Source organism: Psychroflexus montanilacus (assembly GCF_020164535.1).
Taxonomy (GTDB): domain Bacteria; phylum Bacteroidota; class Bacteroidia; order Flavobacteriales; family Flavobacteriaceae; genus Psychroflexus; species Psychroflexus montanilacus.
This window is the reverse complement of the sequence record NZ_JAIQZC010000002.1, coordinates 298,366-313,923: the sequence shown is the minus strand read 5'-3', so window position 1 is coordinate 313,923 and position 15,558 is coordinate 298,366. Positions and strand designations below refer to the sequence as shown.

Sequence of the window (15,558 nt, the reverse complement as noted above, 5' to 3'; positions counted from 1 at the left end):
AATTTTCCTGTGTATATTTACAAAAAATAAAGAATTGATTCATCATTCAACATATCATCATAAGTCTTCAAAACAATGGGTGACATTTGTTCATGGTGCGGGTGGCAGTTCTTCGATTTGGTTTAAGCAATTAAGGGCTTTTAAATCACATTTTAATATTCTGCTGCTGGACTTAAGAGGTCATGGCAATTCCAATCCTAAACTACAGGATTCTTTAGATGAGAATTATACTTTTGATGCTATAACAAACGATATTATAGAAGTTTTGGATGCTAATCAGGTAGAAAAGTCACATTTTGTCGGTATTTCTCTTGGTACCATTTTGATAAGAAATTTAGCTGAGAATTACCCTGAACGTGTATCGAGTATGATTATGGGTGGTGCAATCATGAAAATGAATGTGCGGTCTAGATTTTTGATGAATGTAGGAGTGATTTTTAAATCTGTAGTTCCTTACATGATTTTATACAAACTGTTTGCGTTTATCATTATGCCTAGAAAAAACCACAAAAAATCAAGAAATCTTTTTGTGAACGAAGCTAAAAAGTTATATCAGAAAGAATTTATACGTTGGTTTAAATTAACTTCAGAAATAAATCCGTTACTGAAATTCTTTAGACAAAAAGCCATTGATATTCCTTCATTATATATGATGGGAGAGCAGGATTACTTATTCCTTCCAGCTGTTAGGAAAATTTCTGAAACCCATAAGGAAGCAAAGCTTTTTATTTTGAAAAACTGCGGTCATGTAGTAAATGTTGAGCAGCCAAGGGTTTTCAATTCTCAGGTTATTGACTTTATAAAGAGTTTGGAAAATTCTTCATGTCAACTCAAAACAGTTTAGTCTTGTAAAGCGAAAACACGCCTCAATAATTCAGTACTTCTTTCTTTAGCATCATTCCTGATTTGAACCTCTTCAAGTTCAATCATTTTAAAAACACCTTTTAAAGCTTCGTTGGTAACATAGTCTGTCAGATCCGGGTTTACATTTTCGGTTAATGGAATCTGATTGTACTTTTGTATTACATTTTGCCATATTTGTTCTGCACCAACTTTTTGAAAGTTGTCTTTCACAATGGGTTCAAACTTTTGGTACAATTCTTCTTGGGTTTTTTCTCTAAGGTAGGTAGTTGCAGCGATATTATTACCAAGCAGGATGTTTTTTGCCTCTTCGAAAGTCATGTCTTGGATGGCCTTTTTAACTATTGGAGTTGCTTCTTTCACAGCTTGCTGAGCAGTCGTGTTCAGTGCTTTTATGCCTTGATCTGTTAGATTGTTAAGTCCAAGACTTCTGAGGGTGCTTTCTATGGAAGATAATTCTTGTGGGAGTCCTATTTTTACTAGAGAATTGTTGTAGAAGCCATCTTCTTTAGTCAGCTTTGAGACTTGCTGATCAACACCTTTGGATAAGGCTTCCTGAAGTCCGTTTGCAATTTGTTGTTCAGTAAGATTACCGGATTTAGCTATTTCTTTTGAAATTTGCTCAAGCTCTGCGCAAGAAGTAAAAAATATAATTAGTAAAACAAATGAGATCGCCTGTTTCATCATTCTAAATTTAAGTCGTTTTGCAAAGATAAAGCCTTTCAAAACTACAACCTATCTTTTCGTTATTCTAAGCTTAAATCTTCAGCTTTAAATTGAATATTTCGTAATTTCACGCCACAAAAATTATTTATAACTCAATTATATAATGGAGCAACAAAAACCATATACACCAAAACATCAAATACGAATTGTTACCGCTGCGTCTCTTTTTGACGGACACGATGCAGCCATCAATGTTATGCGTAGAATTATTCAGTCTACTGGAGTGGAAGTGATACATCTAGGTCATGACAGAAGTGTAGAGGAAGTTGTTAATACAGCCATTCAGGAAGATGTAAATGCGATTGCGATGACCTCTTATCAGGGAGGACATAATGAATACTTCAAATACATGTATGATTTGCTTCAGGAGAAAGGAGCGGGACATATTAAAATCTTTGGTGGTGGTGGAGGAGTGATCCTTACTGAAGAAATCGAAGAACTCATGGAGTATGGGATTACCAGAATTTATTCTCCAGATGATGGTCGTGAGATGGGATTGCAAGGGATGATCAATGATCTGGTCAAGCAAGCTGATTTTAAATGCCCGTCCCTTACCCTTCCCAAAGGGAAGGGAATTCAAGACGCACTTGATCAAAAAGATGTTAATACAGTCGCACGTTTAATTTCTTTAGCAGAAAACAGACACGAAGAATTTAAAGAACTTTTCACCCCTGCTTTGGAGGGGACGGAGGGCACTCCTGTATTAGGAATTACGGGAACTGGTGGTTCCGGAAAGTCTTCTTTGGTGGATGAACTGGTTCGTCGATTTTTAGTGGACTTTGACGATAAGCAAATAGGAATCATCTCTGTAGATCCTTCCAAAAGAAAAACAGGCGGTGCTTTACTGGGAGATCGCATTCGGATGAACGCTATTAATTCTCCAAGAGTGTATATGCGTTCCTTGGCAACGAGACAATCCAATTTGGCTTTGTCAAAATATGTACAGGAAGCTGTGGAAGTTTTGAAAGCTGCTAAGTATGACTTGATCATTTTAGAAACTTCTGGTATTGGACAAAGTGATACCGAAATTTTAGACCATTCGGATGTGTCACTGTATGTCATGACACCAGAATTTGGGGCAGCAACGCAGTTGGAAAAAATCGATATGCTGGATTTCGCCGACTTGGTCGCGATTAATAAATTTGACAAACGCGGCGCCAAGGATGCCTTGCGGGATGTCAAAAAACAGTACCAGCGCAATCACAATTTATGGGATGCCAAGCCAGAAACCTTGCCGGTTTACGGAACCATTGCCTCTCAGTTTAATGATCCAGGCATGAATATTCTTTACAAAAGGATCATGGATCAGTTATCAGAAAAAACATCGACCAAGCTCAAGAGTGATTACCAAATCACCGATGAGATGTCAGAAAAAATATTTGTTATTCCGCCAGCAAGGACGCGTTACCTTTCAGAAATTTCTGAAAACAACCGTTCTTACGATGAGAAAACCAACTCGCAGGTAGAAGTGGCTCAAAAGCTTTACGGGATTTTTAAAACCTTGGAAAGTGCAACCAATTCTAAACTCGAATTAGATAAAAACGGGATAGAAGAATCACATTTAGAAGAGGTGACGACTTCAGAAAATGAAACTTTAGTCAACCTGCTGAAAAAAGAATTTGACCGTGTCAAAATGGATTTTGATCCTTACAACTGGGAGAAGATTTTAGACTGGGAACATGTAGTTCAGAAATATACTGATGAGGTTTACACCTTCAAAGTAAGAGATAAGGAAATCAAAATTGACACGCATACGGAGTCGCTTTCACATACCAAAATTCCAAAAGTGGCATTACCAAAATACAAGGCCTGGGGAGATTTGCTCAAGTGGTTACTGCAAGAGAATGTACCTGGCGAATTCCCTTACACCGCTGGACTTTACCCCTTCAAACGAACAGGTGAAGATCCTACACGGATGTTTGCAGGAGAAGGTGGGCCAGAGCGAACCAATCGCAGATTTCACTATGTAAGTGCTGGCTTACCAGCCAAACGTTTGTCTACAGCTTTTGACTCGGTAACCCTTTACGGGAACGACCCTGATCACCGTCCAGATATCTATGGGAAAATCGGTAATGCGGGAGTGTCTATCTGTTGTTTGGACGATGCCAAAAAATTGTATTCAGGATTCGACCTTGCAGATGCGATGACGTCGGTGAGTATGACCATCAACGGACCAGCGCCAATGTTGCTTGGCTTTTTTATGAATGCTGCTATCGATCAGCAATGTGAGAAGTACATTAAAGAAAATGGCCTCGAAAACGAAGTTGAAGCTAAAATCAAAGATATTTACAAGAACAATGGAACCGAACGTCCAGTCTATCAAGGTAAACTGCCAGAAGGAAACAATGGCCTAGGTTTGATGCTGCTTGGCGTTACTGGTGATATGGTGCTACCAGCAGACGTCTATCAGAAAATCAAAATGGACACCATCGCTGTGGTGCGGGGAACAGTTCAGGCCGATATTCTTAAAGAAGACCAGGCGCAGAACACCTGTATTTTCTCTACAGAATTTGCCATCCGTTTGATGGGTGACGTTCAGGAATATTTTATCGAAAATAAAGTCCGAAACTTCTATTCGGTGTCTATTTCTGGTTACCACATTGCCGAGGCAGGTGCCAACCCAATCACTCAGTTGGCCTTAACGCTTTCCAATGGCTTTACTTATGTGGAATATTACTTGAGCCGTGGCATGGACATCAATAAGTTTGGGCCGAACTTAAGTTTCTTTTTCTCGAACGGCATCGACCCCGAATATGCGGTTATTGGTAGAGTTGCTCGACGTATTTGGTCCAAAGCCATGCGGGATAAATATGGAGCCAACTCCAGAGCGCAGATGTTGAAATACCATATTCAAACCTCAGGAAGATCACTTCATGCTCAGGAAATTGACTTTAATGACATTCGTACAACCCTCCAGGCGCTGTATGCGATATACGATAACTGCAACTCTCTGCATACCAATGCTTACGATGAAGCGATTACCACCCCAACCGAAGAGTCTGTGCGAAGAGCGATGGCGATTCAGTTAATCATCAACAAAGAACTTGGACTTGCCAAAAACGAAAACCCAATTCAGGGTTCCTTCATTATCGAGGAGTTAACTGATCTTGTGGAAGAAGCCGTGTTGCTGGAATTTGATCGCCTTACAGAGCGTGGTGGCGTGCTTGGCGCGATGGAAACCATGTACCAGCGAAGCAAAATTCAAGAGGAAAGCTTGCATTACGAAACCCTCAAACACACCGGAGAATTCCCAATCATCGGCGTGAACACCTTCTTAAGTTCCAAGGGTTCGCCAACGGTCAAGCCAAGAGAAGTGATTCGCGCGACCGAGGAGGAGAAGGAATTCCAAATCAGTACTCTGGAGAAGCTCCATAAAGTTTACGAAAACAGGGCAGTTAAAAACTTGAAACGCATCCAGGAAGCAGCGATAAAGAACGAAAACATCTTCGAGGAATTAATGGAAGCGACCAAGTATTGTTCTTTGGGTCAAATCACCGAAGCCCTATTTGAAGTCGGCGGCCAGTACCGAAGAAACATGTAAGCAGAGAGCCAAATTTTGCAAGCTTAAGCGCAGCAAAATTTGTGCGAATCGCTTATCCCGAGTAACGGAGTGAATCGGGATGGATTTAGTTTGGAAGTTTTTTCAGGGTTGGCAATGTGTGCGAATCGCTTATCCCGATTAATGCAGTGGATTCAGGTTTAATTTTTTAATTATACTCTGGGTGTGACCCCTCCCCAAGGCGTTGGGGAGGGGTCGGGCCTGCCTGCCGGCAAGGCAGGCTTTTCGCTTTTACTCCTCAACAAAAGCCTGGACTTGCTAGAATCGAGAAAGCTTCTTACAGTCGCTTCCTCTATCCTGCAAGACTTAGGCTTTTTTATTCCGGGGTAACCGCTGCAATCCCTCACGCGAGGTTTAAATTAAAAATTTCAATTATTTATACTAAATCTTTAGTGTAAAAGTGTATTTTTATTATGGAAAAAACTTTAATTAAGTAATATTTAATGCAAGATATAATATTTGATTTTAATGTGCTTTTACCTGTCAGTGTCTGGTTGGGTAAAAAAATAATTGATAAAGGTTTCGATAGTCTTTATGATAATATTCAAAAGCCAAACTTTGATAAAAACTTCTATAAAGTTGTAAATAAATCTGCGTTAAAACTTAAAGAATCTTATCCAGATGCATTAGGTGGTAACATTGAATATTTGTTTAAACAGGAGGAGGTTCTGAGTGAATTAATGAAATTACTTTTTACAGATTCAAAAATTAACAAAGAAATCATTGAGCAAAAATTTGATAATTCAACTATTTCTCCTGATTTTTTAAAAGATTTTATTGAGATTTTAAAAAAGGAATTACAAAAAGATCAATTATTCAATACGATATTATCTAATAAAGAAATTTATTTAACTGTGCTTGGTTTGAATAATAGTTTAAAAGAAATTGAAAAAAATTCGTCATTAACAAGAGGAGAGATTGGTAAAATAAAATTGCTCTTAGAAAAAAAATTTAAAAATAACTTTTCTACTTCAAGCTTTTTGGAAAAATATAGCTTATGTGTAATTAACAATTATTCACAATTGAATTTTATTGGGCTAGGGCTTGATTTGTCCATTAAAAAGGGAAAAAGGAAAAATTTAGAAGACTTATTTGTTAAACCAACCTTCAGAATTCATGAAAATGATAAGGCGAACCTTATTAAGAAAGATCCTGAATTTGATGAGAATTTGGATATCAATTTGAACAGTATTTTCGACTTTGATAAAAGTTTAGTTATATTAGGTAATCCTGGTAGTGGTAAATCAATTTTAACTAAGTATATAACACTTAAAATTGTTAAAAATGATGAAAGTGAATTTATAAATAAACCTATTTTGAAAAGAATTCCTTTTCGTCTTGAACTTAGGAAATACCACAATTTTAAAAAAAATGACAAAGGAGGTTTAGTTAGATTTTTAAAATATGTTATGGAATTAGAATTTGGTTTTTCAGACATTCCCTATTTAGATTTAGAGAATATTTTAAAAAGAAAAAAGAGTCTTATAATATTTGATGGATTAGACGAAATATTTGATTTGAACGATAAATTGAATGTTAAGAATGACATAGAAAATTTCATCACTTTATATCCAAATTCTAGAATTATTGTTACATCAAGGTTTATTGGTTATAACGACGCAGCTTTGAATGAGGGTCTTGTTTTAAAATTGAATATTAATCAATTTAATGATTATCAGATACAAAATTATATTGAGAATTGGTACTTAATTGAAGAACCTAATGAAAACACAAGAGAAAAAGAAATTGAGGATTTGTTAGATAAAAGGAATTTAATAGACCAAGAATTAGTGTCAAATCCGCTTTTACTTTCATTGATTGTTATTTTATATAGAAATAATTTAAAAGTTCCTGAGTCTAAACTTGAAATCTACCAATCGTGCACTAAAACACTAGTAGATAAGTGGGACTACAGTAAGGGTCTAGATATTAGTTTGCCTGAAGATATTTATAAAAGAAAGGATACTATTTTTGCGGATTTGGCTTACTGGCAGTACAAACAGCTAAGTAGTAAAAATGGAAAAATCACTTATCAAAGAGCTAAGAATACTGTTGCTAAAAGTTTAAATGAAAAATTAAAAGTTACAGACGAATTCATATCTGAGAATTCAGCCGAAAAATTTCTAGAATATGCAGAGAAAAGATCTTTGTATTTTGATAATAATTTTACTCATAAAACATTTTTAGAGTATTTTACAGCATATTGGATATTTACAAACATCGAAAAAAAGCATAAAAAAGATCTTAGAAATAAATTAATAGCAGAATACATAATGAGTCCTTTTTGGCATATTGTATTAGAGTTATTGATGAATCTAATTGATAAAGATCAAGCAGATAACGAGATTATTGATGAATTAATAATTTATCAATTTGAAAATAACAATGAATCTTCAGTTTTCTTTATTCAAATATTTCCTAGTTTACAAAACGTTAGCAATCAAGTTTATAAACAAGTAGTAAAATATTCAATTTTAAAATTAATAAATAACAAAGAAAAGTTTAAAAATCAACCTGTAGGATTTTCTGCAACTTCAACTTCCCCCTTTTTCTTATTAACAGATCACTTTAAAAATTCTGATAAAAGATATATAATAGAAAATATAATTAAAGAATTATTTTCAACAGATGAAATATCTAAAATTGACCTTCTATCATTTTACCTTGAAATATGTAATGGTTCAGATGTTTTGAAGAATAGTAATAGGGAAGATTTAGAAAATGATGTAATAAGAATATCTAATAAAAATTTAATTGAAGATGATGAACTTAATTTTATAATGAACGCTTTTTTAATAAATCCTAATTCATATGACAATAATATAATTGATTATTCTAAAAAGTTTTTAAGCCTTTTTGGAGTAGAAAAATTTCATAAAGAGATAAATTCTAAATTCTCAAATTTCTCTTATTTGCCTTTTGGCTTAATTTCTATTAGAGAAATTCTCTTTCATAGTGATCACTTAGTTTTTAATAAATTTATAAAAACAGTTAAAGAATATTCAGATGACGTTACAAACTTTGTCAATAACTTATTTGAATTCCCAATATTCTCATTTACATTTAATAAAATAAATAATTTAGTTAATAATTTTAATAATATAGAGGATAAAGAATATCTTCAATTACTAATTCCGATTTTTTATGTCGGGAGATTTGAAATACCTTTTTATAAAAAAATAAAGCCTCAAATTGATTTGTTGAAAATTGCAAATCAAATAAACGATAACACTTTCAAGGAACATTTAAATGTAATATTAAGTGAGGAAAATGGAAATAAAAAAGTCAAGGATTATATATATCAACATTTTAAATTTTCAAAAGATTTAATTAAAGGCCGTTTTGCTTAAAGCTTAAATTGTTTTACTTCAATTCGTCATTTCGGAATTTTTTTAAAAACTCATCATTTTTCATTCCTAACCCCGAAATTCCAAACTAAACCTTAAAGTCTCAGTCACTTAATTGTAAATTAAGTATATTTGCACGCAATTAAATCTAATTGCAATGACAAATTCAAAAGTAAAAGGACTTGGACTTACCTACGACGATGTTCTTTTAGTACCAGCTTATTCAGACGTTCTGCCAAGAACGGTGAGTATAAAAAGCAAATTCACAAAAAATATTACACTTAATGTTCCTATTGTTTCTGCTGCCATGGATACGGTAACAGAATCGAGAATGGCCATTGCAATTGCTCAAGAGGGTGGCATTGGCGTGTTGCATAAAAACATGACCATAGAAGAGCAAGCTTTGAAAGTACGAAGAGTGAAACGTGCCGAAAGCGGAATGATTATAGATCCAGTTACTCTTCCGATTACTGCAACTGTGAAAGATGCTAATGATAGCATGAGAGAGCACAGTATCGGCGGTATTCCTATTGTAGACGATTCTCATAAATTAATCGGTATTGTGACCAACCGTGATTTGCGTTTTGAGGTTAAAAACGAAAGACCGATCAAGGAAGTCATGACTACCAAAAACCTGGTCACTGTGAGTGAAGGGACTTCGCTAAAAGAAGCTGAAGTCGTGTTGCAACGCCATAAAATCGAAAAACTACCCGTGGTCGACAAAGACAATAAACTGGTAGGATTGATCACCTTTAGAGATATTACAAAACTGACTCAAAAGCCGTCAGCCAACAAAGACGAATACGGTCGATTGAGAGTGGCCGCAGCTTTGGGTGTGACCAACGATATTGTTGACCGAGCAGCTGCCTTGGTAAAAGCTGGTGTGGATGCGGTAGTTATCGATACAGCTCACGGACATACCAAAGGTGTGGTAAATGTGTTGAAAGTTATCAAAAAAGAATTTCCAAAATTGGATGTCGTGGTTGGGAATATCGCTACAGCCGACGCTGCAAAATACCTGGTCGAAGCTGGAGCAGACGCCGTGAAGGTAGGCGTAGGTCCAGGTTCTATCTGTACAACGCGTATTGTTGCTGGAGTTGGCTTTCCTCAACTTTCTGCAGTTATGGAAGTGGCAGAGGCTATCAAGGGTTCTGGCGTTCCAGTGATTGCCGATGGTGGTATTCGTTACACCGGAGATATTCCAAAGGCGATTGCAGGCGGTGCAGATTGTGTGATGCTTGGATCGCTTCTCGCAGGAACCAAAGAATCTCCAGGAGAAACCATTATATACGAAGGTAGAAAATTCAAATCCTACAGAGGAATGGGATCTATTGAAGCCATGGATAAAGGTTCTAAAGACAGATACTTCCAGGATGTGGAAGACGATATCAAAAAATTGGTACCAGAAGGCATTGTAGGGCGTGTTCCATACAAGGGCGAGCTGGTGGAAAGTATGGTTCAGTTCATAGGTGGACTCAGAGCTGGAATGGGCTACTGTGGTGCAAAAGATATTCAAGCCTTAAAAGAACATGGAGAATTTGTACAAATCACAGCTTCGGGTGTGATGGAGAGTCACCCTCACAGTGTTTCTATTACTAAAGAAGCACCGAATTACAGTAGATAAGCTTTCATGTGATAAAATTAAAAAAGCTCGAAATAAAAATTTCGAGCTTTTTTAATTTAAGGTGTTTTTAGAATTTAGTTACCTCCGTTATCTTCAGGAATCACATCGGCGCTACCCTCTTCAACTTCAATACCTAGTTTGTCAAGCACTTTTAAAGTGATGTCGAATTCTGGGTCGATGTAAATGATACTGTTGTTTTCATCAAAAATTTGAGTAAAACCTTCTTCCTGAACGATGGTTTCAATGGCTTTCCCAATTTTATTGTAGAGTGGTCTTAGGTATTCATCTTGTTGTATTTGCAACATTTGAGATGAATTCTGCTGAAGTTTTTTCAAATCTTCTTCAAGATCAACAATTTCTTTTTGTTTAATTTTTTTCATGACATCGTTCATACCTTCTTCCTCCTTTTCATTGTACTCAGCTACAACTTCGCGGTATGCATCGTACTTGTCCTGTATGGTACTGTCTAGTTTGGCACTATACACTTTCAGTTGTTCTTCAACATCTTTAATTTCTGGCATTTGAGATAGGATGTATTCGTTATTGACAGTTCCAACTTTTGTTTGTGAGATGCCATTTAAACTGAATGCGAATAAGGCAATGCAAATTATGTATTTCATTTTCTAAAAATTTTTTACAAATAAAGTCAATATAAATTATAAATCAAACCTTACTTAATTTGTTTTCACGCTCTTACCGTCTTCTATAAATGCCTTGAAATCCTGCTGGACGAGAACCGACCTTTTTTTGAATATGTCGGGGAGCAGTTTGCTAATAAGTTTCATAAATCCAGAAAATTTAAATTCACTATGCGAAGTCCACTTGGTTTGATTATCGCTAAGAGCTTCAAAAAAATTCTGTTGAATGCTTTCCATACCCTTAGAAGTGTACTTTCCATGCCATTCTTCTGGTAGGTTTTTCTTGATGATGGTCTCTGTCATTTTAATGGATTGGCCCTCCATAGTAATGTATAGCTTTCTTTTGCTTCCTACTTCTCCATCTTTTCCGCTTACCACTCGACTTCGTTTTAAACCTCTTTGCCAGTGGGGAAGTAAACTCGAATTCTCAAAAGTTTCTATAATAAGATCTCTAGGTTTGTTGATAATGATTTCAGTAGTATATTTCATATTACAAGTTTAATTCTTATCCAAGCAATGTGATAGAGTAAACTTGCTTTTTTAAAAAAACTTAAACATTGTGTGCGTTTGCATTTTTCTTACTTTTGCTTTCAAAATCAAAAAAATGAAGCCACTTTTTAGTTTTTGCATATGTTTATTATGCTTTGTTTTTGTTGCGAATGCCCAGATTGAAGACAAAACACTTTTCACAATTGACGGCGAAAAGTATGCAGTTGACGCATTTATAAATTCTTATCAAAAAAATTCAAGTCTTCTTTCTTCGGAAACTGAATCAGTTGAAGACCATCTAAAACGTTACATAAATTTTCAATTGAAGTTAATATCTGCCTACGATCTCGAACTCGATACACTTGCTTCTTTCAAAAAAGAATTTGGGAGATATTACAAACAAATTTCAGATAGTTACATTTCCAATGGCGAGGTAACCGAAGCTATGGTGAAAGAAACTTATGACAGAACTCAAACTGAAGTTAGAGCCAGCCATATCCTATTGAACCTATCTAAATATGAAAAAGATACTTCTGCGGTTTATCAAAAAGCCTTGATGTTGAAAAAGCGTATTGAGAATGGAGAAGATTTTGAAAGTCTGGCCAAAGAATATTCTGAAGATCCTTCAGTAAAAAATAATGGTGGAGACTTGAACTGGTTTAATACCTTCAAGATGGTTTATGAATTTGAAGACGCTGCATATGCTATGAAAGTTGGTGAAGTGTCAAAACCTGTAAGAACTGATTATGGATACCACATTATAAAGAAAACAGGTGAACGCCCCTCCAAAGGTAAATTGAAAACAGCACACATCATGTTGCTGCCAAGTGACTCCCTTCAAGATCCAGAAGTGAGAATTCAAAAAATATACAATAGGCTAGAAGAAGGGGAAGATTTTCATGAACTAGCCAAGCAATACAGTCAGGATCCAAATTCTGCAAGCGAAGGTGGCTTTGTCACCCCGTTTAGCCTTGGGGGTTTAAACTCAAAAGCTTACGAGAATGAATCTTATAAACTTGAAAATGAAGGTGATTATACAAAGCCCTTTAAAACCAGATTCGGTTGGCATATTGTCAAATTGATAGAAACGATTCCACTTCAACCTTACGATGAGGTCAAAGAAGAATACAAGAGAAGATTAAAGAGTTCCTCCAGGTCCAAAATCTTGGTATCCAAAATCAAAGAAGATCTTGAAGAGTTATACACTGTAAAAGTCGATCAGAAAGCAAAAGATTATTTTTTGAACCTGATGGACGACCGTTTTTCTAAAAGTAAATGGAGATACGAACCTCAGGAAAATTCAACATCCAAAGTCATTATCACTGTAGAAGATAGAGAAGTGGATTATAAAACGTTTGGAGAATATTTGGAAAGACAGCAGCGCACTTTATCCAAGTTGCCAGATCACAAGATTGTTTTAGAAAATGCGGTAAATGATATGGTTTACAGTGAGTTGTTGTCTCATCATAAAACGAAATTACCAGAAATAGACAAAGAGTTTGCAGATAGAATCGAGGAGTATAAAAATGGTATTTTAATTTTTGACTACATGACTGCTATGGTCTGGGAGCCTGTATCCAAAGACACTGTGTCTCAACAAGAATATCACAATTCCAATGCTCAAGACTTTAAAGTTCCTAAGAAAGTAAAGGGACAAATTTACACCTCTAAAAATAAGAAATCTCTTAAAGCCTTAAGGGCTGAACTAAAAAAACTAAGCCAAGAGGATACCTTGAGTGTCGAATTAGCAGAGGATATCATTCTGGAAGAAATGATTTTAAAAGCATCCTCCGCAAAGCTTCCTAAGCGTTTTAAATTTAGAGAAGGTGTAAGTAAAATTTATAAGCATTCAAATCAATTTTTGATGATGAATGTTGATGAAGTTGAGGAAGCCAGAATTCCAAAATTTGAAGAAGTGAATGGTAAAATAATAAGTATTTTACAAGAAGAAAAGGAGCAGGAAATAATATCAGAATTGAGGGCCAGCTATGATATAGTTTTGAATGATGATGTTTTGAAAAAGGTAAAAGAAAGACTTGAAAAGTAGATATTTTATAGGAGTTGTATTGATTTCGTTGGCGCTAGGAGCTTGTTCTTTCTTCAGTAAAAAAGAAGATACCAACTTTGTTGCTAGGGTGAATAATCATTACTTAAGTTTTGAGGAACTGGAAAGTCATCTTTCTAGCAAACTTACTTCAGAAGACAGTGCTGTCGCAGCCAGACGATACATCCAAAACTGGGCAACAGATAAGCTTTTACTAGACAGGGCGAAGCTTAACTTGCCAAACGATCAACAAAATGATTTCAGGGAATTGTCCATGAAATATGAGGAGCAGCTGTTTAAAAAGGCTTACAAAGATGCTTTAATAGAAAGAGAATTAAATAATCAGATAGATTCTGTGGATGTGAATATTTATTATGAAAGCAATAAAGCTAATTTTAAATTGAACGAAGATCTTGTTCAAATACGCTATTTGCAATTGGATAAAAAAATGAAGTCATTGAAGGACATAAAACGTCAATTTTTGCGTTTTAGTCCTGAAGATATGCTATCATTGCAAGAGAAATCTTTGGAATTCAAATCATTATCTCTAAATGATTCTATTTGGGTTCGTGTTTCTGATGTAGTGCAGGAATTTAAAGAGAACAAAGGCGTAGAGTTAGATAAATCTGAACTTTTGAAAACTCAAAATTTTATCGAAATTGAAAGTGAAAACGATCATTTTTATATAGTTATAAAATCTACATTAAAACGGAATGAAGAAGCGCCTTTAAGTTATGTGAGGCCAACGATTGAGCAAATTTTGCTCAATAGAAAGAAGATAAATATTTCTAAGAACATCGAAAAAGAGATTACAAAAGATGCTACAAAAAATAATGAATTTGAAGTCTATTAATTTACTCATGATACTCGGGGTTTTACTTTCGAGCTTCATGACTTTTGCACAGGTTACCATCGATGAAAAAGACAACCTTTTAAAAGATTCTGACATTGGTCCAGAAGTGCTTGAAGCTACCAAGGTTACAGAAGACGGTCGCGTCAAAATTGATGGAGTTGCCGCAGTGGTTGGGGATTATTTGGTACTGGAAAGTGATATTTCTAAGGCTTATCTGGATATGAAAAATCAAGAAGTAGGGGATGTTACCTTTTGTGATGTTGCAGAAACCATTATGGAGAATAAGCTGTTTGCTCACCATGCACAACAGGACAGTTTACCGTTTAATCCAGCCAGAGTTGAAAGTTTTACAGATCAACAAATCCGACAATTTGTTCAACAGGTGGGGAGTATGGATAAACTTCTTGGGTTTTATAAGATCGAAACCGAAGATGAGCTAAGAGACCAGCTTAATGAAATCAACACACAGCGGATGCTTGCAGAAGAGATGCAAGGAGCTATTGTGGATGAGGTGGAGATTACGCCAGAGGAAACCAGAGATTTCTTTGAAGCTATCCCAGAAGATGAGATTCCTTTAATAAGCGACGAAGTAGAATTAGCACAAATTATTGTTAAGCCTGAAGTAGGCGAAAAGGAAACACAAGCCGTCATCGATAAATTGAATTCCTTCAGAGACGATGTTTTGGCAGGTGGAAGCTTTGCTACGAAAGCAGTCCTTTATTCAGAAGATAGGGGGTCTAAAAGTCAGGGCGGGAAAATAACTTTGTCAAAAGAAGATAATTTTGTGAAAGAATTTAAAGATGCTGCCTTTAGTTTAAGAGAAGGAGAAATAAGCAAACCTTTCGAAACTGAATTTGGATGGCATATCCTAACTGTAGAAAAAATTAGGGGTCAGCAAGTTGATGTTAGACATATCCTTCTTTACCCAGAAATAAGTTCTGAAGCGGTAGAAAAGGCAAAGAAAGAAATTGAACTAGTGAGAGAGAAAATTGTGAACGGTGAAGTGAATTTTAGAGATGCTGCAAGAGAAGTTTCAGATGAAAGAGAAACAAGAGAAAGCGGAGGTCAACTTATCAATAATGCGACTGGTGATAGAAGATTTGAATTGACTAAAGTAGACCCTTCTATTTACGATCAGGTGAATAATTTGAAAGAAAATGAGATTTCTCCAGTTATCAAAGATTCTGAACCTAGAACTGCAAAAGTATTTTTCAAACTGATTACGGTTACCAAGAAAATTCCTGAGCATGTCGCTGAGTTTAGTGAGGACTATACTCGAATTAGAGAGTTAGCGTTACAGCAAAAGAAGCTCAAGGAAATAAATGCCTGGAAAGCCAAAAAAGTTCAGGATACTTATATTAAAGTGAATGGAGATTATAAGGTTTGCGAATTTGCAAAGTCTTGGATAAAAAAATAG

The 15,558-nt window shown here is 35.5% G+C and carries 10 protein-coding genes; 7 read left to right on the top strand and 3 right to left on the bottom strand.

All coding sequences use genetic code 11. The features are described 5' to 3' along the window. Positions 1-34 precede the first annotated feature (34 nt). Positions 35-844 (top strand): alpha/beta fold hydrolase, encoded by an 810-nt coding sequence (locus tag LB454_RS08235; RefSeq protein WP_224464193.1) that lies wholly within the window; start codon positions 35-37, stop codon positions 842-844. Here the strand turns inward: LB454_RS08235 and LB454_RS08230 are convergent. After that, the gene (locus LB454_RS08230; RefSeq protein WP_224464192.1) at positions 841-1,545 is read right to left on the bottom strand and encodes a DUF4197 domain-containing protein; all 705 of its coding nucleotides are present in this window, start codon (positions 1,543-1,545) and stop codon (positions 841-843) included. The genes LB454_RS08235 and LB454_RS08230 overlap by 4 nt on opposite strands. A gap of 145 nt (positions 1,546-1,690) precedes the next feature. On the opposite strand from LB454_RS08230, the gene LB454_RS08225 reads away from it, so the two are divergent. The 3 genes from LB454_RS08225 (at position 1,691) to guaB (ending at position 10,117) form a co-directional block, all read left to right on the top strand. After that, the gene (locus LB454_RS08225) at positions 1,691-5,128 is read left to right on the top strand and encodes a methylmalonyl-CoA mutase family protein (protein ID WP_224464191.1); all 3,438 of its coding nucleotides are present in this window, start codon (positions 1,691-1,693) and stop codon (positions 5,126-5,128) included. 461 nt (positions 5,129-5,589) lie between these two features. Further along, the gene (locus LB454_RS08220) at positions 5,590-8,496 is read left to right on the top strand and encodes an NACHT domain-containing protein (RefSeq protein ID WP_224464190.1); all 2,907 of its coding nucleotides are present in this window, start codon (positions 5,590-5,592) and stop codon (positions 8,494-8,496) included. Positions 8,497-8,650: 154 nt separating this feature from the next. Then, positions 8,651-10,117 (top strand): IMP dehydrogenase, encoded by a 1,467-nt coding sequence (gene guaB, locus LB454_RS08215; RefSeq protein WP_224464189.1) that lies wholly within the window; start codon positions 8,651-8,653, stop codon positions 10,115-10,117. Positions 10,118-10,191: 74 nt separating this feature from the next. Here guaB and LB454_RS08210 read toward each other — a convergent pair whose 3' ends face one another. Beyond that, positions 10,192-10,737, bottom strand: coding sequence for an OmpH family outer membrane protein (locus LB454_RS08210; RefSeq protein WP_224464188.1), 546 nt, complete (start codon positions 10,735-10,737; stop codon positions 10,192-10,194). A gap of 54 nt (positions 10,738-10,791) precedes the next feature. Then, entirely contained in the window at positions 10,792-11,244 is a 453-nt protein-coding gene (locus tag LB454_RS08205) for an SRPBCC family protein (RefSeq protein WP_224464187.1), read from the bottom strand. 115 nt (positions 11,245-11,359) lie between these two features. Between LB454_RS08205 and LB454_RS08200 the strand changes: the two genes are divergently transcribed. From LB454_RS08200 to LB454_RS08190, 3 genes are read left to right on the top strand one after another with little or no spacing between them, the layout of a single operon-like run. Beyond that, positions 11,360-13,291, top strand: coding sequence for a peptidylprolyl isomerase (locus tag LB454_RS08200; protein WP_224464186.1), 1,932 nt, complete (start codon positions 11,360-11,362; stop codon positions 13,289-13,291). After that, positions 13,281-14,141 (top strand): hypothetical protein, encoded by an 861-nt coding sequence (locus tag LB454_RS08195; protein ID WP_224464185.1) that lies wholly within the window; start codon positions 13,281-13,283, stop codon positions 14,139-14,141. The genes LB454_RS08200 and LB454_RS08195 overlap by 11 nt, the downstream gene beginning before the upstream one ends. Beyond that, positions 14,122-15,558 carry a peptidylprolyl isomerase gene (locus LB454_RS08190; protein ID WP_224464184.1) on the top strand — a complete coding sequence of 479 codons (1,437 nt, stop codon included), beginning with the start codon at positions 14,122-14,124 and terminating at the stop codon, positions 15,556-15,558. Before LB454_RS08195 ends, LB454_RS08190 begins: the two co-directional genes overlap by 20 nt.